At 33.7% G+C, this 21,000-nt stretch carries 17 protein-coding genes; 10 read left to right on the plus strand and 7 right to left on the minus strand.

The genetic code is table 11. From position 1 onward, the window contains the following. Positions 1-122: 122 nt before the first annotated feature. Both Q0L29_RS08950 and glmS read left to right on the plus strand, forming a co-directional pair. The gene (locus Q0L29_RS08950) at positions 123-1,559 is read left to right on the plus strand and encodes a hypothetical protein (protein WP_296620961.1); all 1,437 of its coding nucleotides are present in this window, start codon (positions 123-125) and stop codon (positions 1,557-1,559) included. An 8-nt stretch (positions 1,560-1,567) separates the two neighbouring features. Continuing rightward, entirely contained in the window at positions 1,568-3,406 is a 1,839-nt protein-coding gene (glmS, locus tag Q0L29_RS08955; protein ID WP_296620963.1) for a glutamine--fructose-6-phosphate transaminase (isomerizing), read from the plus strand. A 132-nt stretch (positions 3,407-3,538) separates the two neighbouring features. On the opposite strand, the gene Q0L29_RS08960 is transcribed toward glmS, so the two are convergent. The 4 genes from Q0L29_RS08960 to Q0L29_RS08975 all read right to left on the minus strand — a co-directional run bounded on the left by Q0L29_RS08960 (position 3,539) and on the right by Q0L29_RS08975 (position 5,719). Further along, positions 3,539-3,931 (minus strand): hypothetical protein, encoded by a 393-nt coding sequence (locus Q0L29_RS08960; protein ID WP_296620965.1) that lies wholly within the window; start codon positions 3,929-3,931, stop codon positions 3,539-3,541. A 15-nt stretch (positions 3,932-3,946) separates the two neighbouring features. Further along, a complete protein-coding gene (locus tag Q0L29_RS08965; protein WP_296620967.1) occupies positions 3,947-4,723 on the minus strand; it encodes a UDP-2,3-diacylglucosamine diphosphatase in 777 nt (258 codons plus the stop codon). Positions 4,724-4,911: 188 nt separating this feature from the next. Next, positions 4,912-5,403: a DNA starvation/stationary phase protection protein gene (locus tag Q0L29_RS08970; RefSeq protein WP_296620969.1), complete on the minus strand. Its 492-nt coding sequence runs from the start codon at positions 5,401-5,403 to the stop codon at positions 4,912-4,914. Between the two features lie 58 nt (positions 5,404-5,461). Continuing rightward, positions 5,462-5,719, minus strand: a complete 258-nt coding sequence (locus Q0L29_RS08975) for a YtxH domain-containing protein (protein WP_296620971.1) — start codon at positions 5,717-5,719, stop codon at positions 5,462-5,464. A gap of 111 nt (positions 5,720-5,830) precedes the next feature. On the opposite strand from Q0L29_RS08975, the gene Q0L29_RS08980 reads away from it, so the two are divergent. Next, entirely contained in the window at positions 5,831-6,367 is a 537-nt protein-coding gene (locus Q0L29_RS08980; protein WP_296620972.1) for a helix-turn-helix transcriptional regulator, read from the plus strand. Next, positions 6,360-6,875: a hypothetical protein gene (locus tag Q0L29_RS08985; RefSeq protein WP_296620974.1), complete on the plus strand. Its 516-nt coding sequence runs from the start codon at positions 6,360-6,362 to the stop codon at positions 6,873-6,875. Before Q0L29_RS08980 ends, Q0L29_RS08985 begins: the two co-directional genes overlap by 8 nt. 81 nt (positions 6,876-6,956) lie before the next feature. Here Q0L29_RS08985 and Q0L29_RS08990 read toward each other — a convergent pair whose 3' ends face one another. Then, complete coding sequence (locus Q0L29_RS08990) at positions 6,957-7,418, minus strand: DUF6438 domain-containing protein (RefSeq protein ID WP_296620977.1); 462 nt, start codon at positions 7,416-7,418, stop codon at positions 6,957-6,959. Between the two features lie 106 nt (positions 7,419-7,524). Here Q0L29_RS08990 and Q0L29_RS08995 point away from each other — a divergent pair, with 106 nt between their 5' ends. Beyond that, a complete protein-coding gene (locus Q0L29_RS08995; RefSeq protein WP_296620979.1) occupies positions 7,525-11,046 on the plus strand; it encodes a PKD domain-containing protein in 3,522 nt (1,173 codons plus the stop codon). A 48-nt stretch (positions 11,047-11,094) separates the two neighbouring features. Here Q0L29_RS08995 and Q0L29_RS09000 read toward each other — a convergent pair whose 3' ends face one another. Next, on the minus strand, positions 11,095-12,753 hold the full coding sequence (locus Q0L29_RS09000) for an RluA family pseudouridine synthase (RefSeq protein WP_296620981.1): 1,659 nt from the start codon (positions 12,751-12,753) through the stop codon (positions 11,095-11,097). 240 nt (positions 12,754-12,993) lie between these two features. Here Q0L29_RS09000 and Q0L29_RS09005 point away from each other — a divergent pair, with 240 nt between their 5' ends. The 4 genes from Q0L29_RS09005 to Q0L29_RS09020 are packed head-to-tail and all read left to right on the plus strand — an operon-like array spanning position 12,994 to position 18,146. Next, positions 12,994-15,024, plus strand: coding sequence for a cation:proton antiporter (locus Q0L29_RS09005; RefSeq protein ID WP_296620983.1), 2,031 nt, complete (start codon positions 12,994-12,996; stop codon positions 15,022-15,024). A gap of 41 nt (positions 15,025-15,065) precedes the next feature. Further along, the gene (gene lysA, locus Q0L29_RS09010; protein ID WP_296620985.1) at positions 15,066-16,274 is read left to right on the plus strand and encodes a diaminopimelate decarboxylase; all 1,209 of its coding nucleotides are present in this window, start codon (positions 15,066-15,068) and stop codon (positions 16,272-16,274) included. Continuing rightward, entirely contained in the window at positions 16,267-17,082 is an 816-nt protein-coding gene (locus Q0L29_RS09015) for a hypothetical protein (protein WP_296620987.1), read from the plus strand. Before lysA ends, Q0L29_RS09015 begins: the two co-directional genes overlap by 8 nt. Next, a complete protein-coding gene (locus Q0L29_RS09020) occupies positions 17,079-18,146 on the plus strand; it encodes a S41 family peptidase (protein ID WP_296620989.1) in 1,068 nt (355 codons plus the stop codon). The genes Q0L29_RS09015 and Q0L29_RS09020 overlap by 4 nt, the downstream gene beginning before the upstream one ends. 475 nt (positions 18,147-18,621) lie before the next feature. Here Q0L29_RS09020 and Q0L29_RS09025 read toward each other — a convergent pair whose 3' ends face one another. After that, positions 18,622-20,400: a chloride channel protein gene (locus Q0L29_RS09025; RefSeq protein ID WP_296620991.1), complete on the minus strand. Its 1,779-nt coding sequence runs from the start codon at positions 20,398-20,400 to the stop codon at positions 18,622-18,624. A 318-nt stretch (positions 20,401-20,718) separates the two neighbouring features. Between Q0L29_RS09025 and Q0L29_RS09030 the strand changes: the two genes are divergently transcribed. After that, on the plus strand, positions 20,719-20,946 hold the full coding sequence (locus tag Q0L29_RS09030) for a hypothetical protein (RefSeq protein ID WP_296620992.1): 228 nt from the start codon (positions 20,719-20,721) through the stop codon (positions 20,944-20,946). Positions 20,947-21,000 lie beyond the last annotated feature (54 nt).

Genomic DNA, 21,000 nt, shown 5'->3' on the forward strand with positions numbered 1-21,000 from the left:
CGGTGCAGAATATGCAGATGCAGTTATTAAAGCAGGTGATGAGTTTAAAGGAAACCTTGATGAATTATTTTCAACATTCGACAAAGAAAAGAAAGTTGACACCATTGAAAAAGGAGAAGATTTTGAAGAATCCTATTTCAATTTATATACAGAATTGGCAGGCTAATATTGCCGCCTCAATTATTACAGGGCCAGCTATCCTGCTGGCCTTTTTTTTCGCCTCATGCGAAGAACCTATTGAAGTAGAGAGTGATTTAGTGCCAGGAGGGAATAATACTGAAATAAGGTATATCGAAATTCCTCTTGAAGTAACACATAGCGCTTACGATTCTCTCCTAATTAGTAGTAATGAAGTCGCAGGTTCAAGAGGACAAATATTTGTAGGTCATCAAAACAGCCCAGAAATTGGGGATTTTGCAGCTCAAGCTTATTTTGGTGCTCTATTGGATAGCGAATTTGTTAGAGATAGTGTTCCTATTGGTGCTATAGCCGTTCAAACTCGACTTAAATTGGGTTTAAACTATTATTACGGAAGTGATTTTGACAAAGCTCAGAACTTTATTGTTAGTCAATTAGATGACACCTTAGCTATTAGCGGGGAACTCTATACTATTTACGATCAAATCCCCGTTGGAAATCAAGTTTCTTTAGATCAAGAAATTGTGGTTAATCCTACAGATACCATTCCTGATTATGTTCAATTGAATAATAGCCTGGGTAATAGCATGCTAAATAGAATTAGAGATGAGGACCTAAATAGAATCGATATCTATAATGCTTTAAGAGGTTTTAAAGTTGAAGTAGCGGCCGGAAATAATAACTTACAGGCTATCAATTTAGCGAGTAACGACTCTTATATTGAAGTGATTTATGAGGCCCCTGGTCAGGACACTCTTAAAAGCGTGACTTTTGCTTTATCCGGCTCTAGTTTCACACATATTGATTATACGCCCGGCTCACTGGTTCCTTCTGATTATTCCGGAAAAAAGTCATTTAATTTATCTGATCCATCAAAAGCATATTTCAATAATCTGATGGGGATTTCACCTAGATTGGATTTAGGAAACTACTTGAATTTTATAGACACCTTACAACAATCCATGCAAATTAATAAAGCAGAGATTGCGATAAGTAGTGATGAATTTACAGTAGAAAACACCATGAGTATTCAAAAAAGACCCGTACAGAATGTGATCCCTTATATTTTGAATGAAAATGGCAACATAGTTAAAAAGGGAGAAGATTTTTGGGCACTTCAGTCTAATTTCAATACTAATGGTGCTCCAGTAAATCCGAATGATGCCTCATCCCCTATCAATTTATCTTTTGATAATAACAAAAAGGAAATTAAAGGAGATATTAGCTTTTTCTTACAAGAAATATATTTAAGTCCTGAGCTATGGGAGGAAGAATATAATTTTATGTTTACTGGCCAGTTCATAAGAAGAAATGAAACTCCATTTAAGGAAACTCCAAAGATCAATATTGGAAATTTCGACCACTTTTTAGTCGATAAAGAAAATATTAAATTAAAAATTTATTATACCACTTTTAAATAATTTACAATATGTGTGGAATTGTAGCATATGTAGGTCATCAGAATGCTTCTGAGATTATCATTAAAGGATTAAAAAGATTAGAATATAGAGGATACGACAGTGCAGGTATTGCATTGATGAATGACAATGTTCTTAATGTATATAAAAAGCAAGGAAAAGTAAGCGAACTTGAAGCTCATCTGAAAGATAAAAACACTAAAAGTACTATTGGTATTGGTCATACAAGATGGGCTACACATGGCGCACCTAGTGATGAAAATGCTCACCCCCATTTCTCTGAAAGTGGTGATTTAGCCATTATTCATAACGGAATTATTGAAAATTATTCTTCACTTAAAACAGATTTGGAGAATAAAGGCTACACTTTTAAAAGTGAAACCGATTCTGAAGTATTCATCAACTTTATAGAAGATATCTATAAAAATAATGATGGCACTTTGGAAGAAGCCGTAAGATTGGCGTTAACAAAAGTAATTGGCGCTTATGCCATTGTGATAATGTCCACTAATCATCCTAACCAATTAATTGCAGCTCGTAAAGGAAGCCCATTAGTAATTGGTGTAGGGAAAGATGAGTTTTTCTTGGCTTCGGATGCTACACCTATAGTAGAATATACCAATGAAGTTATCTATTTAAATGACTATGAAATTGCGGTTATAAGAGATGGTGAAATCAGTATAAGAGATACTAAGGATGTTAAAACCACTCCATATATTCAAAAAGTGGATATGGAATTGGAGGCTATTGAAAAAGGCGGATTTGAACATTTTATGTTGAAAGAAATCTTTGAGCAGCCAAAATCTATTAAGGATTGCTTTAGAGGAAGATTAATTGCGGATGAAGCTAAATTAGTGTTAGGAGGAATAAGAGATTATGCCACTGCTCTAATTAATGCTGAAAGAATAGTAATTGTAGCTTGTGGTACTTCATGGCACGCAGGCTTAGTAGCGGAATACATTTTTGAAGAGTTTTGCAGAATACCTGTTGAAGTAGAATATGCTTCAGAGTTCCGATACAGAAATCCTGTTATACGCGAAGGTGATATTGTATTTGCTATTTCTCAATCCGGTGAAACAGCTGATACTTTAGCAGCCATGGAATTGGCAAAATCTAAAGGAGCAATTGTTTTAGGAGTTTGTAATGTGGTTGGATCTTCTATTTCTAGAGTTTCTCATGAAGGAGTTTACACGCACGCAGGACCTGAAATTGGGGTAGCTAGTACAAAAGCTTTTACGGCTCAGTTAACAGTTTTAACTATGATTGCACTTAAAACTGCCTTGTTAAAAGGGACTATAGCAGAACAGCGTTATAGAGAAATCTTGGTTGATTTAGAAAATATTCCTAAAAAAGTAGAGAAAGCTTTAAAAACTGATGAGCAAGTCAAAAAGATAGCTGAAATCTATAAAGATTCTAGAAACTTTTTGTATTTAGGTAGAGGTTATAATTTCCCTGTTGCATTGGAGGGTGCTTTAAAATTAAAAGAGATCTCTTATATCCATGCAGAGGGTTATCCAGCTGCAGAAATGAAACATGGTCCTATTGCCTTAATTGATGAGGAAATGCCAGTTGTTGTAATTGCTACAAGAGATAGTTCTTACGATAAAATTGTTTCCAACATTCAGGAAGTTAAAGCCAGAAAAGGAAAGGTTATAGCGGTAGTTTCAGAGGGTGATTCTTTGATTCCAGGCATGGTAGATCACACCATAGAAGTTCCTGGAACACATGAAGCTTTAATGCCTATGGTTTCAACTATTCCATTACAACTTTTATCTTATCACATAGCAGTTATGAGGAATTGTAATGTGGATCAGCCTAGGAATTTAGCTAAGTCCGTTACTGTGGAATAACAGAGTTTTTTTAGTATATAAATTGGGGCATGTTAATAAAGTTTGGACAAGGTATAAAGTAAGGGATGACTACTCATCCCTTTTTTATTTACCCATTAAAATTTGAAGTCCGATAGCGAGAATAATAAATATTTATTCTACTATAATAGATTTGGTCTTATTGTACTGTGAACCACCAGCTTCAACTATAAAGAATTTTGGATTATAGTATCTCAAATCATATTCCTTAGTAAATAAACCTGACTCAGATACTGTTTCTTGTTTAATTAAATTACCTATTAAATCATAAATCTTAATGGTAGTAGATTTATTATTTTCCTTATAAAAGCTAATGGTAAACATTCCTGTTTCAGTTTTCTTTAGTTTAAAATCAAATTCAGGATTCACCAACAACTTTTTAGGGTAATTAACTCTTCCTTCCCTTTCAATACTTTCCACCTCAACACTATCTCTTTTACTTTTCTGAGCATAGGAAAAGGATAGTGTAAAACAAAAAAAAGAAAGTATAAGTAAAACTCTTGTCATATTTTAATGTGGTAATTATTCTTTATCAAATTTATCTAACACAAATTCTTTGCCATTAAAAGATGCAAAAGTATTATAATTAACCCACTCCCCTAAATTTATATAGCGTGAATTTTCATTCACCTCCAAATCGAGAGGTAAATGTCTATGTCCGAATACATAATAATCGTGGTGATTATCTTTTTCAATTTCTTGAGCGTAGGTCCACAACCATTCCCCATTACCCAGAAATTCTTCTGTTTCATCGGTACTGCTACTTATTCTACTGCTTGCGGACCACTTGTTAGCAATCCTAATTCCCAGGTCAGGATGAATTTGCTTGAAAAGCCATTGGCATAATTTATTAGCGAATACCTTTTTAAGAAACTTATACTGTTTATCTCCTGGCCCTAACCCATCTCCATGACCAATAAGAATCTTCTTATCATTAGTCATTAAAGTGATAGGTTCTCGAAAAACATCAATACCTAATTCTTCTTTAAAATAACCAAACATCCACATGTCATGGTTGCCGGTGAATAAATAAATTGGCAGGCCGGAATCAGCTAATTCTGCCAGTTTGCCCTGGAACCGAATAAAGCCCTTGGGAATAACTTTTTTATACTCATGCCAGAAATCAAAAATATCACCTACTAAAAACAAAGCTGCGGCATCCTCTTGAATTTGATCCATCCAACGGACTATTCTTTGCTCTCTTAAATGACTCTCTTTTAAGTTGGGCACACCTAAATGAAAATCTGAAGCGAAATATAATTTCTTTCCTGCGGGTATGTCTAGTTTAAGGGTTTTCATTGTTGATTACAAATCTAAAAAAAGCATATTAAAACCTGTCTTTTTTCCTCATTTTAGAGAATAAAACTTTATAATCTGGGTTCGACTCTAATTTGTAAATTCAGATTTATAGGCAATAAATATTATGGGACATAAAAAAAGCTGAACCTTTTTACGGATTCAGCTTTAGTTCTTCAGATTTAAATAGATTATTTCCCTAAGAAGGAACTTAACATCCAGTGATGTTTTTCCATATCCTGAATGAATGTATTCAACATATCTTCAGTACCTACATCTCCTATATCAATAGCTGCATTCATTGCATCTGTTAGGTATGAAAGTAATATTTGATAATCTTTAAGTATTTCCTGCACCATATCTTCTGCAGGTAAATCAGTGGGGGATTCCTTAATGTTAGAGTGCTCCATATAATCACTTATATTACTAAGCGGTGTATGACCAAAAACTCTAATTCTTTCGGCTATCTCATCTATGCTCTCTTTGGCAATGTCATATCTTTCTTCAAATTGTTCATGTAAATCAAAGAAATCAGCACCTTTTACATTCCAGTGAAAATTTCTTAATTTTTGATAATGAAGATGATAATTTGCTAATAAAGCATTCATTACCTCTACAAGCCTTTCAGTTTCTGATTTATCAAAACCTAATTTTCTATATCTTTTTTCTACTGTTGTACTCATATATTTAATTCTTTATACTTTATTTTAATCAAGATCAATTTTGAAAAATCAGCTGAAATTAATTCTTGTAATTAACTGATTCTTTTAATTGATCAATAGTTTCTTTTCCTTTACTAGAAACACTATCAATCTCTTTATTTAGTGTTGATTTCAATTCATCGATTTTTTTCATTGAATCTTTATAAGATTTATCAACATTCTTTTTCAGTTTTTTTCTAGTCTTATCTCCTTTTTCAGGTGCATATAATAGACCAGCAACTGCTCCTGCTAACAATCCTAAACTAAATCCTGTCAAAATTTTTACTCCGTTATTCATAGCGATATAATTTTAAGTTTTTATTTATTGTCTACCTAGTTTAACCCGTTTTAAAATAAAATGTTACATTTTTTGTCATTTTTAGTCATAAAATGTTAATATTGTTAACAAATGACAAAAATATCAGACAATATAAAATATTTAAGGACTGAAAAAGGATTAAGTCAAACCGCTATGGCAGAGGCTGTGGGATTGAAAAGAGGTAATATTGCTTCCTATGAAAAAGAACTTGCACAGCCCAGCATTGAAAATTTGGTTAAAATAGCGGATTATTTTGGCATTGATATCCATCAAATAGTAAATGATGATTTACAGTACTCTTCAAAGAAATTCAATCAAGAGAAAAATCCTTTTAAAATTTTTGAGGAAAGCTTTCCTATTCAAGGATTAAAAGATCGGGTTATTGCATTGAAAGGGAATCATAATTCAGATGAAAAAATCAAACGCCTAAAAGATCAAAACAAGGATATCCAAAAAATGGTGGATGGCTTTAAGGCTTTTCATAAAATGAGAATGGAAACGTCTGATAATCCAGATGATTTAAATAAAAAACTTTCTGCTGATTATGAAAACTTATTAGACATCTTAAGGACTGTTTTGAAGAGTAACACAGATTTGATTAAAATTATAGATAAAAACCATGATTAAATTATTTAAGTTATCCCTCTTAGTCTTAACTATTTTTACCACAAATAGCTTAATAGCCCAAAAATATCAGAAAGACGTTCAGTCCGTAGAATCTATTATGTCTGCTTTAACAGAGGTTATTTCAGGGCCTGCTGATCAAGAAAGAGATTGGGAAAGATTTAAATTTCTTTTTTCAGAAGATGCAAAACTCATTCCAACTCAGAAAAATGAAGCTGGGGAGATAGTTTATAATTATTGGACTCCTCAGGAATATATAGGCATGTATAATAAGGATAGAGGAGGAACAGCTTTCTATGAAGAAGAACTATTTAGAATAACAGAGTCCTTCGGTAATATTGCCCACTGTTTTAGCACTTACGTTGTACGCACCGAAGAAAATGGTAAAATCGAAAGAAGAGGTATAAATAGTATACAATTATTAAAAGGAAAAGACAGGTGGTATATTATGAATGTTTTTTGGAGCAATGAATCAGAGAGGGAAAAATTACCTTCTAAATATCTAAAATAACCTAGAAGGCAAATTCAATTAGCAAATAACCTTATAAATCGGTCATCATAATATAAAACTCCATTTAGCTTTAGAAAACAATTATTTCTGCTCGAAAACCTCTTCCTCCACAAATGTCAAAATCAAATCCGACATTTCTCTTAACTCTTTTGGCTCGGAACCATATTTAGATACGTTTGCATTGACTCCATTCCTATTATAAATGAAATTTTGAGTAGGTAAATCAGTCATATTGGATCTATAAGTAGGTTTTAAATCAACCCAGTTGGCCATTTCAATAATCCCCATGAGCTTTTCAAATTGCTCGTCTGTTAATTCTTTTTTATGAATGCCTTCTAAAGCGGTGTGCTCTTTTCCTTCAAATACCAATTTCTTATCTCCATATAATGAAAGTTCATATACTGGGCATTCTCCCATACAGGAGGTAGTATTTAAACTAAAGATAATTTCCGGACTTTCCGAACTCATATTTTTATTGCTTTTACAAGATAGTAAAGTAAAAAACAACAAAGGAACTAAATACAAAAGTGATGATTTATGCATATATTTTAATTTTGAATTAATGTTATACTAAAACAAGAAAAAAGCTAATAGGTTACAATTTCAAATTAAGATGACTAATTTTAATGCAATGATTAAAATTTAAGATATGAAAAAAACATTAACCTTAACCATTTCTATACTATTTATTGGGTTTAACAGTTTAAATGCCCAGGTATTTAAAAAATTTGACCCCGTGATTTGTCCTGTTGATCATAATACTTATGACACTTTTATACCTCCCCCTAAAGATTTCTCTGAACAGAAATTTCAAAGGACTGTAAGCCAAGCTAATATAATAGTTAATTATAATGGGTTCACCGAAGAAGCTCAAATTGCTTATCAATATGCTGTTGATATTTGGGCTTCATTGCTTAAATCTCCAGTTCAAATTGTAGTTAATGCTAATTTTACGGAATTAGGTCAAGGCGTATTAGGATCTGCCGGTCCTACAAATTATGTTAGAGATTTTTCCGGGACTGTTGAAGATAATACTTTTTACCCAATAGCATTAGCTGAAAAACTAGCTGGTTACAGCCTAAACTCCCCTGATGATGCTGATATTAGTTCAAATTTTAATAGCGACTTTGACTTCTATTTTGGTCTTGATGGTAATCCTCCTGCTGGTCAATATGACTTCGTTTCAATAGTCTTACATGAATTAGGCCATGGCTTGGGTTTTGTAGGTGCTACCTCTTTTGAAAATGGAATAGGAAACTGGTCGTTAAATGCTAATAATGATGCTTCTATCTACACTAAGTTCGTAGAATTAGGAGTTGGAACACCGATAACAGATATTCCAAGTGGTACTACAGAGGCGGGAGATGCATTTACAAGTAACGATTTGTATTTTGACGGTCCTATTTCAGTATCAGCTTTAGGAGAAAGACCACAACTTTATGCCCCCTCAACCTGGAATCAGGGCTCGAGTTATTCTCACTTGGATGAAAATGAATACCCTGCAGGAAACCCAAATTCATTAATGTCTCCTCAATTTGGTTCTGGAGAAGCAATTCATGATCCTGGAGTTTCATTAGATATTTTTGCAGATATGGGTTGGGTGCATACATATCTTAAACATGAAAACAACAATAAAATTAGCAATAATTTAACCGATCCATTTAATATAAATTTATCTATTACTAGTGATACTGGATACAATGCATTAAATCCGGTATTGGTTTATTCACTAGATGATTTTGCAACTTCTACTTCTATTGAAATGACTGATACTGGTGACGGAGTAAACTTCTCAGCACAAATTCCAAATCCGGGAATGGAATCTAATATTCGATATTATTTTGAGGGAGTTGAGGATAAAGCGGGTAGGTTATATACTGCTCCTTCAAATGCTCCAACCAAATTTTTTGAAATTAATATTCTTAATATCCCTACTAAACCACTTCCTTATTTACTTGCAGATGGAGGGAATTTCGAAAGTAACGAAAATGATTTTAATGCTATAATTTTAACAGGCAATGAAAATGTTTGGGAGTATGGTCAACCGGGAAATGTATTAAATCAACCTACTTCAGGTAATAACGTCTGGAAAACAAGACTAAGCGAAAATATAGGAACCCTTACCTCCAGCATTAGTAGCGCATTAATTTCACCTACTTTTGACTTTTCTGATAATTCCAAAAACCATGAATTATCATTCAAATTTCTAATGGAAAATGCCTACACAGAAGAAAACGGACTGTTCGACTCTGGTCCTTTTGGATTACAAGTTCAATTCAGTTTAGATGAGGGGCAATCCTGGGAAATGATGGGCGTTAAAAATGATCAAAGAGCAAGCAATTGGTATAATGTTGAAGAATCTAGTCCGACAGTTTTTCCAATAGAAAACAATGCTGGATGGATACTACAAACAATTGAGGTAGTAAACGGAGACACCACTTTCATCCCTGTAGATGTAAATTACAATGTGAGCTTTCTTACAGGTAATGCCAAGGTAAATTTTAGATTTGTATTTTTTGCTCAACAAGATTTTATTGAAGCTGGTTATGAAGCAGATGGTGTTTTAATTGACGATTTTGAAATCACAACCACTGCTCCTACTGCAGAATTTATTTCTTCTACATCAGGCCTTTTATACCCTGGCGATCAGATTGAATTTGAATACATCTCAACAGGAGCCACTTCTTTTGAATGGAACTTTGGGGATGGAACCACATCCACTTTACAAAACCCTACTCATATATATGCTGAAGGGGGTCTCTACGATGTATCACTAACTATTACGAGTCCTGATGGCTCAGATACTATAATCAAGGAAAACTTAATTAAAGTAATACCCAATAGACAAATTCCATATACTCTTGAAGATGGTGGCAATTTGGAAGGGGCTAACGGAGATTTTAGTATTCTAAATATCTCCGGAAGTGGATTTACATTAGGGAAAAGTACAATTCCAGGTAAAGAAGGTACGGCAAGTGGTGAAAACGCATTTGTTACAGCCATTAATGCTGAAGAATACGAAAACGATTCTGAAGCTTATATCTACACTCCTGAGTTAAATTTTGAAAGCTTAGGGAATTATGAATTCACCTTTGAAACCAATTATCAATTTGAAGATAATTGGGATGGATTTATAGTGGAATACACTTTAGACCGTGGGCAAAGCTGGATTAAATTGAACGATGAGCAAGCAGAAGGTTGGTATAATCAAATTAGCGATGCTCAATCAGTATTCGGAAATCAAGTTCCTATTTTTAGTGGAAATACAGCAAACAAATTTGAAAGAAAATTCACTGATGTCTCATTTTTAGGCGGAGAAGGAAATGTAAGTTTTAGAATTAAGTTCTTAACTGATGCCGCTGTTATTGACGCAGGAATGGCAATAGATAATTTTGAAATCTTAGGCCCTTCGCCAGGCCCGGCAATCCCTAACTTCTCTTCTAATGTCCAAACCGGTTGTGAAGGCCTGTCGGTTACCTTTAAAAATGAATCCGTTGGTTCAATAGCGGATATGTTGTGGGATTTTGGAGTAGGTGCAGAACCAAGAACTGCATCCGGAAATGGACCGCATGAAGTGACCTATAGTAATATGGGTAATTATAATGTGAAATTGACAGTTCAAGATTTTCAAGGCGCCATTTTCACGGAAGAAAAAATAGATTATATAAAAATTGGTGCTATTCACAGCCCTACCATACTGGCTGGAGAAAGAAGTGAAGATTTTACAGTTTTATTAACTGCTAGTGAAGGAGAGGCATATCAGTGGTTTATTAATGGGGATTCAATCTCTAATGCCACAGAACAAACTTATTTGGCAGTAGAAGATGCTCAATATTCGGTAGCAGTTCTAATCGATAATTGTGTAGCGTTTTCAAGTAGTAATAATATTATTACTTCAAATAACTCTCCTTTGTCTAAAAGTTTTTCAGCTTTCCCTAATCCTTTAAAGAATAATAAAGAATTGAATATTTCATTTGAAAATGAATATTTGGGTCAATATAATGTAGAAGTTTACAGTCTTAACGGCAGTCTTATCTTATCTGAAAAGTTTAATAAAATTAGCCAAGAGGAAAAACAAACAATTAAGTTGAATCAAGCAAACGAGGGACTATATTTAGTGAAAGTAAGAACGGGAAATCAGAGCACTCAAATAAAAATTCTGTTAGAATAAAAAAACAAATAATCTTAAACCCGCATTGTTTTAAACATTGCGGGTTATTTATTGATTTACCTCTAATCCAAATGGAGCCTTGTTTTCAAACTCCATCAGTTCTTGGTTTCCAGGATGTTTGAATCGAATATACTCTGCATGTAACATGAGTCTTTCTGCTTTATTGCCATAAAGTGTATCTCCCATTATAGGGGAGTCCAATCCTTGCGGATGGGCTGAATGAACTCTTAGCTGATGAGTTCTTCCGGTAACAGGAATGAAAGTCACCATGCTTCTCTCCTCATTTTGGCTGATTAATTTCCATTTTGTCAAGGCTTTTCTTCCTGATTCAAAATCTACTTTTTGCATAGGCCGATTATCTTCATCCACTGCTAGCGGTAGATTTACCTTACCTTCTTTTCTATTCAATTTACCCTCCAATACTGCGCAATACCTCTTTTGGATCGTTTTATCCATAAATTGTTGTTGCAAAAATTTATGGCTTTCCAAATCTTTACTGATCAACATTATACCAGAAGTCAATTTATCCAATCGGTGTGCTAAAAGCGGACCAGTTGCTTTAGGATATTTTTTCTCCATCCTAGTTAATACAGAATCTTTTATCTCCTTGGAAGGAATACTTAGCAAGCCGGCAGGCTTTACTATCACGGCAATTTGTTCATCTTCATAAAGTGTTTCAATTACTTTATCTTCAGCTGTATATTGCAATAATGGGTCTTCTTCCAAATGTAATCCTTTCAGCATATGTCCTAAAATAGGCTTACATTTTCCGCTGCAGGCAGGATAAAAGCGTCCTTCCTTTCTTAGTTCAGATTTTGGAGCTTTCCCCCACCAAAATTCTCCCATTGCTAACGGCTTATATTGATTAGCAAAAGCATATTGCAATAATTTGGGCAAAGCACAATCTCCCGCGCCTGATGGCGGATAACCAATTGGTTCAAAAACCTCCTCCAAGCTTTTTCTTTTCCCTTTTATATTCAAAAATTGGTATTGGTCAAATATCTGTTTTTGAAGTTGTGTGGATTTCTTTTTCCTGTCCTTTTTTAATTGCTGAATTTGAGATTCATAAACTGCCACTTTTGATTGAATGGAAGCAATTTTCTTTTTCCAGGATTTATTTAATTTTTTATAGTTATAATCTTCATTTATACTTTCTTTTCTAAGCTGATCATCCAATTTATCAAATGCAGCAGGACTTAAATTGACCATTACTTCTTCTCTCTTTTCTTTCCTTATAGCTTTTGCTTTCTGCTTCTTTTCCTGCTCTGATTTTAATTGAATATTTGATCTTTTGCTTTCCTCTTTTAGCTCATGCATCAAATTCTTGAAATTCTGGTCTTCCTCAAGCTCCTTGATTTTCCGGTTGATTTTTCCCAAATCCTTCTCCCCTTTTTTATAAAAACCTTCTATTTCCAATCTGTTATAAATGGGAGGAACGAAATTGACTGGAGGTTCTCCTTCATAATCTTGACCTGAGAAGGAGGCTAAAAAGCCTATTTCTCCAATCTCATTTTGAACCACTAATACACCATACATTTTACCACTAATCTCATTTTTAATTTCAGCGGCTTTCAAGCTTTCTTGTAATTCATTTGCTGCTAATTCCGTAAGAGGATGAGGCTCATATGAAAAAGGAAAGGTGAATTTCTCAGGTAGCTTATAATTTGAGATGTCTGATTTGAATTTTATGAAAAAAGAATCCTGCATAGAATAGGAATGATTATAATACCACTGGCTAAATAGAATTACGAAATTAAGGAATTAAATACTTAGCTCCACATTTAATAGAAAACTATAGCCCATAAAGTATAGCTAATAATTACTATCATAAATTGTAAATTTACTGTAGGTTAACCCTTCTTTTTAAAATATTATAGAAAGAAAGCTTTGTTTAGAACAGCCAAAGTTTAGTATATATGTTTAAATTTGAAGTTAAACTAACCAAATATGATTCTAGCTGCAAATGTAGATATTCCTATATTAAGTGATATAGTTGTTATTTTAGGGCTTTCCATTTTTGTAATACTTCTTTTTAGAAGATTAAAGGTGCCGCCCATCATTGGATTCCTTATTACGGGGATTATTGCTGGACCTTATGGTTTTCAATTAATTGACGCTACTGAAGGTGTAAAGGTATTTGCTGAAATTGGTGTCATCCTTTTACTTTTCATTATTGGAATTGAATTTTCCATCAAAAGTTTAATTTCCATTAAAAGGGCTGTTTTTATAGGTGGAACTGTGCAGGTAGTAGGTACTATATTAGTAGTAATGCTAATTGCTTTAAATACTGGTTTTGATTTAAGCGCTGCCATATTTCTTGGGTTTCTTTTCTCGTTAAGTAGTACCGCTATTGTACTCAAAATCATTCAGGATAAAGGGGAAACTACTACTCCACACGGTAAAACCATTTTAGCCATTCTTATTTTTCAAGATATTATAGTAGTCCCTATGATGTTGTTTACTCCACTTTTGGCTGGAGAATCACAAAATATATGGATGGAAATCCTTATGATGGTGCTGAAAGCAGCATTTTTAATTGCGTTTGTATTAGTGAGTGCTAGATACATTGTGCCCTGGTTATTTTATCAGATAGCAAAAACCAGAAGTAAAGAGCTATTCATATTAGTCATAGTATTGATTTGTTTTTCAATAGCATGGTTAAGCGCTGCATTAGGTCTTTCACTCGCATTAGGTGCATTTTTAGCAGGTCTTATTGTTTCTGAATCAGAATACAGTCATCAAGCGGCAAGTAATATTCTCCCATTTCACGAATTGTTTACTTCCTTCTTCTTTGTGTCGATTGGAATGTTGTTAGATATCTTTTTTGTAGCGGACCATTTTTTAATAATTCTGGGATTGATGGTAGCTACTGTTGTGGCAAAATCTCTAATTGCAACACTGGCAGGTGCTATGTTAGGTTATCCTGGAAGGACATCCTATCGGATAGGGTTTTCTATATTTCAAGTCGGTGAGTTTGCTTTTATTTTATCAACAGTAGGAATCACTTATGCAGTAATCTCAGACTTAACTTACCAATATTTCTTATCAGTATCTTTATTTACAATGGGTATCACCCCTTTTATGATGGGTATTTCACCCAAATTGGCTGATAAGTTAGCAGCTAGTAAATTAGCTTCTAAATTAGGAAGTAGAACTCAAAAAATGTTTTTCTCATTTCCTGAAAATCTAGATGACGGCAGTGAAACCCCTGATGAAAAGTTGGACAAACATATAGTGATTATTGGGTTTGGTTTAAATGGACAGAATGTGGCAAAAGCAGCAAAAAGTGCAGGTATCCCCTATGTGATTTGCGAAATGAATCCTGATACCATTAAAAAATATAAAGGCTTAGGTGAACCCATTCATTATGGAGATGCTATCCAGCCCGAAGTTTTAAAAGGTTTGGGTGTTTATAAAGCTAAAGTAGTGGTAATTGCCATTTCAGATCCTTTAGCAACAAAACGAATAGTAACCCAAATTAGGGCGATTAGTAATACTATTCATATTATAGTAAGAACTCGATTTATAGCCGAAACTGAAGAAAACTTACGATTAGGTGCTGATGAAGTAATACCTGAAGAATTTGAAACCTCAGTTGAAATTTTCACTAGGGTATTGAATCAATATTTCATTCCTCAGAAAAAAATTAAAGAGTTTGTTAGAAATGTTCGAGCAGACAATTACGAAATGCTAAGGGGTGTAATCAAGAGAAATCCTATGCAGAAGTTAACGGAGGAATTTCCTAATTTAACTACTGCCTGTTATGAAATTGAAAGGGACAATGATGAAATAACTGATAAACCGATAGCTGAGACTAACATTCGCCATAAGTTTGGTGTTACAGTGATTGGTCTTAAGAGAAATGGTGATTTGACCACTCAAATTGGTCCTGAGACTACTCCAAAAAATGGAGATACAATTTTTGTATTTGGTAAACCCGAAGATTTGGAACAATTTTACGACAAAATTAGTATTTAATAGTTATTGCTTAAAATCAACAATTTAATAGAGATTATTCAGTGGAGAATACAGTATTAACATCACTAGCCAAAAAATATGGCACCCCTTTATATATTTATGATGCAGATAAAATAGCATCACAAATTAAGAGATTAAATGATGCCTTTTCGGGTATCAATCTTAAATTGAAATATGCCACAAAGGCTTTAAGCAATGTTTCTGTATTGAAATGGATGAAAAAACATGGCACTGGTCTGGATGTAGTATCCATACAGGAAGCTTATTTGGGTTTGAAAGCCGGGTTTGAGCCCAAGGATATTTTGTACACTCCAAACTGCGTTTCCATAGATGAAATAGTGGAAGCCGTGGATTTAGGATTGATGATTAATATTGACAATATCTCTATTCTAGAGCAATTTGGTCATCGCTATCATGATACTGTACCTGTTTGCATTCGATTAAATCCTCATATAATGGCTGGCGGAAATTCTAAAATTTCAACTGGTCATATTGATTCAAAATTTGGGATTTCAATATTGCAAATGCGCCATCTTTTGAGAGTGATCAATAATTATAACATCAATGTTAAAGGTTTGCATATCCACACTGGTTCTGATATTTTGGATTCCGAAGTATTTTTAAGAGGTACTGAAATTATTTTTGAAGCAGCTGAAGATTTCCCTGATATTGATTTTATCGATTTCGGAAGTGGGTTTAAAGTGGCATATAAAGAAGGGGATGTTACCACAGATATTGAGGAACTCGGTAAAGAAGTAAGCAAGAGATTTAAAGAATTCTGCAAAAAAAGAGGTAAAGATTTAGAGCTTTGGTTCGAACCTGGGAAATTTCTGGTTTCTGAAGCAGGATATTTTCTCTCAAAAGTGAATGTGATTAAGACAACCCCTGCTACCGTTTTCGTGGGCTTGGATACTGGTATGAACCATTTGTTGCGCCCAATGATGTATGATGCTTATCATCATATTGAAAATATCTCAAATCCATCGGATACGCAAAGGGTTTATACAGTTGTGGGATATATCTGTGAAACCGATACATTCGGAACTGATAGAAGATTATCAGAAGTGAGAAAAGGCGATATTATAGCCATTAAAAATGCTGGTGCTTATGGATTTTCCATGGCTTCCAATTATAATTCGCGCTATAGACCTGCAGAAGTTTTGGTTCACGATGGAAAAGACCAACTCATCCGAAAAAGAGAATCATTGGATGATTTATTAAGAAACCAAGTAATCGTTGATTTTGAATAAGCTATATATTTTCTCCCTCAGCTTTATAGCTTTTTTCAATTGCTCTCTTGGTTTGGGGCAAGAAAAAAAAGCTAATGACTCTCAAAAGCAAACTCATTTTATAACAGGTATTGGAGGGAGTTATGTAAATGTTATCGATGAAGGAATTTCCCCCCTACTTTACAAAGGAATTGGAGGCGGTGTAATTTTAGGTCACTTTCAGGAAAAGGAAAACAGTATTAATACTTCTTCTGCTAAATTTGATTTCAATAATCCTTCAAGCAGCGTCAGTAATGCAGAGATGTACACCTTCCGCTTGGAAGGTCATTATCAACGCTATTGGAAATTGGCAGATGATGAAAATAACAAATGGAAGATAAGACCTGGATTTGATTTATCAGCCAAATGGGCATTAAGACAACATCTTAATTTCACCAATAACAGTCAACATATCGAAACCAGATTCTCAATTGCTCCGGCTTTAATGATAGCTCGTCCTTTCCAACTTTGGAATAGAAATTTTGAATTGGGTGCTTTTACAAGTATTCCACTCTTGACATATGCAACTCGTCCTTTATTTGCTTCCACCCGATTTCCAGCTTCAGTAAATAAAGAAGAGGTTGGTTTTTTTGATTATGTGAAAGAAGGAGAAATTATAAGCTTTGGAAGTTATTTCAAATGGTCCGCACAATACTATTTATACTATCCATTAAAAAATGGCAATGGATTAAGGCTTGACTATTTTTGGAGTTATGAAAACTATAAAGCTCAGAATCCTATTAAAACCGGAGAACATTCGATCATGATTAGCACATTCTTTAAAATATGAAAGTAAAAAACATCATCATATTGCTGTTTATAGCTTGGGGATTTTCTTCATGCGAAAGACTTTTTATAAAAGAAGAGCCTGAACCCGAAAATGCTGCCATTTTTGACCATTTGTGGAATACAGTGGATGAGAAATATTCTTTTTTTATAGATAAAAATATTGATTGGGATTCCGCTAAAGATGTTTTCCGACCAAGAGCAATTAAGGCTAGAAATAGTATAGAATTATTCAATGTATTGGCAGATATGCTTTTTATTTTGGAAGATGGACATGTTAATATATCTGCAGGAATTGACTTATCTCGAAATTGGGATTGGTTTTTAAAATATCCTTCAAATTTCAATTTTGATGTTATTGAAAGAAATTATTTGGTACCAAGCGAAGACTATCAAATTTCAGGCCCTATCCATAATACTATTATAGATTCTGTAGGCTATATGTATTATGAAAGTTTCTCAGATAATGTGAGTACTTCTCTAATGAACTACTTAGTATTAAAATTTTTAATAAAGGAGAAAGAAGGCAGCTTTGAAATCAATAGTTTAGATGGGCCAGTGGCTGGCTTAATTATAGATGTTAGAAATAATGGAGGCGGAAGCATCAGTAATGCCTTCACAATAGCAAATCGATTTGCAAGAGATAAGATAAAGGTTGCGGATTGGTTTTATAAAACCGGACCAGCTCATGATGATTTCTCACAAGCCGAAGAAAAATTTCTTGAATTTGAGGGTGATGAAGATTATAAATTCAATAAGCCCATAGTAGTACTCATCAACAGAAGCAGTTACAGCTCCGCAAATTTCTTTGCAAGTATGATGAGCTTTCTACCTAATGTGACGCTCATAGGTGATCAAACAGGTGGTGGTGGCGGGCTACCAATAAATAATGAACTTCCAAACGGATGGCGTTATAGATTTTCTTCAACCAGAACACTTGACGCCAATGGAAATAATATTGAATTTGGGGTAAAACCTGATATAGTTGTAGAATTAGATTCAGCAGATTTAGCAAACGGAAAAGACAAATTGATTGAGGAAGCAATTAATTTTATCAAAAATCAGTAAATTGTATTTTTTCAATATTGCAATAAACCTCTCATTACTTTATTTATCATGAAACCCAACTAACTTTATTCATGAAAGATTATACCAAAAGTTAACTTAAAGTAAACATTTAATTCATACAGTTAAAAATGGGGTAATGTTAACCTAGGTATTTTTACTTATACATGTTTTGTTTAATTATTTTCTCATTTCATATAACAACTTATCATGTACTCCAAATCTTACATACGAACCATTAAATAGTCTTTATTTTAAACAAAAAAAAGATTCAAGTTATCAAAGGTTTTTTTATCCACAAATTGAATAAGTTATCCACACTTATCCACAGTAACAATACAAACGACTGTAAATCAGCTCTTTAAGGGCAATTTAAATTATTATCAAATGTGGACAAGAGCCAGAATGCCAACCACTTAGCGAAAAATTCACTTTAAACAACTACCTAAGTAATAGATGTAATATTCATAAATTCGAATTATTCAATTTGTTGCCTAATCAGCTTTTTACGGTAGGCATTGAATATTCTGGACTTGGAAACAAATCCTTCATATTTACCATCCTCTAGTACGGGGAGATTCCAAGCACCTGTCTTTTCAAACTTCATCATCACAGAACGCATATTTTCCTTTCCAGTAACGAAAGTAGGTGGGCTATGCATTAAGGTATTCACAATAATATTTTTTCGAGATTCTTCATCAAACATGATTTCTCTGATATCATCTAGAGTAACTATACCCATCAATTCTCTATCCGCATTTACTACCGGAAATATATTTCTCTTGGAGAATCTCACCAGATCAACTAATTCTCCCAGAGTGGCATCCGGATCGATTGTAAGCAAATCAGTTTCTATTACTTTTTTCAAGTCAATCAAACTCAGTACTTGCCGATCTTTATCATGATAAATCAAATCTCCTTTTTCCACCAAAGGCTTAGTGTAAATTGAATATTTTTCAAAATATGAAATAGTACTATAAGAAATAGCAGACACTATCATAAGCGGTACAAAAAGAGTATAACCACTAGTGATTTCAGCTATTAAGAAAATGGCAGTTAATGGTGCGTGCAATACTCCGCTCATGACTCCGCTCATCCCAACCAAAGTAAAGTTGCTCAGACTGATTGGATCTGTTACTCCCATCTTATTAATTAGATAAGCAAACAAGAACCCTGTTACACCACCCAAAAATAATGAAGGTGCAAAAATACCTCCACTACCGCCTGAACCAATAGTTAAGGCAGTAGCTATAGGTTTCACTAAAATAATTCCAGCAGCAAAAAGAGCAATTAAAAAGAAAGATTCAATATCATGAAAAAACAAGCTATTATTTAAAATATCCTGTGCATTTCCTTCAAGCAATTTAGTAATCGTATCATAACCCTCTCCATAAAGAGGTGGCAAAATAAATATTAAAAACCCTAAAGAAACTCCTCCCAAAATTGCTCTGTTTAAATCACCTTTAACATTTTTAATCATCCCTTCTACTTTCCCTACAACTTTCGTAAAATATAAAGCAACCAATCCAGTAAAAATTCCAAGAAAAATATAAAAAGGAGTATCTGAGGCTACAAATTCATCTGTGAGGTTAAAAGAAAACAAAACATCATCTCCCAATAAAGTTAAGGAAACTAAAGCACCGCAAACGGAAGCAATTAATAAAGGGATGAATGAGCTAATAGTTACTTCAGCTAATATGACTTCAATACTGAAAATAACACCTGCTATAGGCGAATTAAATATAGCTGAAATTGCGCCTGCTGATCCACATCCGATCAATAAGGTGCGTTGTCTATAATTCAAATGAACCAACCTGCCAATATTTGAACCTATAGCTGACCCCGTAACCACAATCGGTGCCTCCAAACCAACTGAACCACCAAAGCCTACAGTTAAGGTACTGGTAAGCATTCGTGAAAAGGTCTTGGTTCGCTTTACTATACTAGATTTTTTTGAAATAGAATATAAAATATCAGTAATACCGTGACCAAGCTTTTCTTTTAAAATATATTTTGATAAAAGAAGTGTTAGTACTATCCCTATCAGCGGATAACTAAGATAAAGATAATTCCCAAATTCCTGCTGGAAATCTTGAGTTAGGAAATTCTGGAGCACATGCACACTTTCCTTAAGCGTTACGGCTGCTAAACCGGCTATAATACCAATAACACCACTTGTGATAATCACAAAATTGGTAGTGCTGACATGCTTAACACGCCAAATAAGAAACTTAAGTAAAAGCGTTTTAAATTTCATGTCTATATTATTTGCTTTTGAACGGCCACATGAATTCCCGACAAATATTCATGGTTGCAAAGGTAAATAATTATGAAGCTATACAAGCTTTTAATAAATGTAATTTACCATATAATATTGATGAGATTCTACACTGGAAACTACACTAGTTATAATGGGTTAATATAATTGTCAAAGCTTTATTCTTTTAGGTCTTACGCCCTTAGCATTTGTACTCGTCCGGTATTTTTAGCTATTAGTCGATTAATAAATTAGAAATTACAACCTTTTAGTACACATCTAGGTCTATAGTGTATAGCTTTACATAAATTTAAAGTCATGGATAGGTATAGAATTAATTTTGTATGCAATAAAGCACCCGACCAAAAAACTGGCTTGTCCGGTTTTAAAGTAGGGGAAAGTTATGAAGGACGTACTTTTAATGGGTTATTTGAATTAAATGCCAAGTGGGGCTCTGGTGCGGAAAGTAAATTAATTTCGAAATCACTCTTCAATGAGTACTTTGAATTAGTAGAGGAAAATCAATACATTAAATCTTCAGCTTAAATAAAAATTAAGCTAGGAGCAAATTTTAAGTATTTTTAATATACTGATTCATTC

This window comes from Marivirga sp. (assembly GCF_024636815.1).
Taxonomy (GTDB): Bacteria; Bacteroidota; Bacteroidia; order Cytophagales; family Cyclobacteriaceae; genus Marivirga.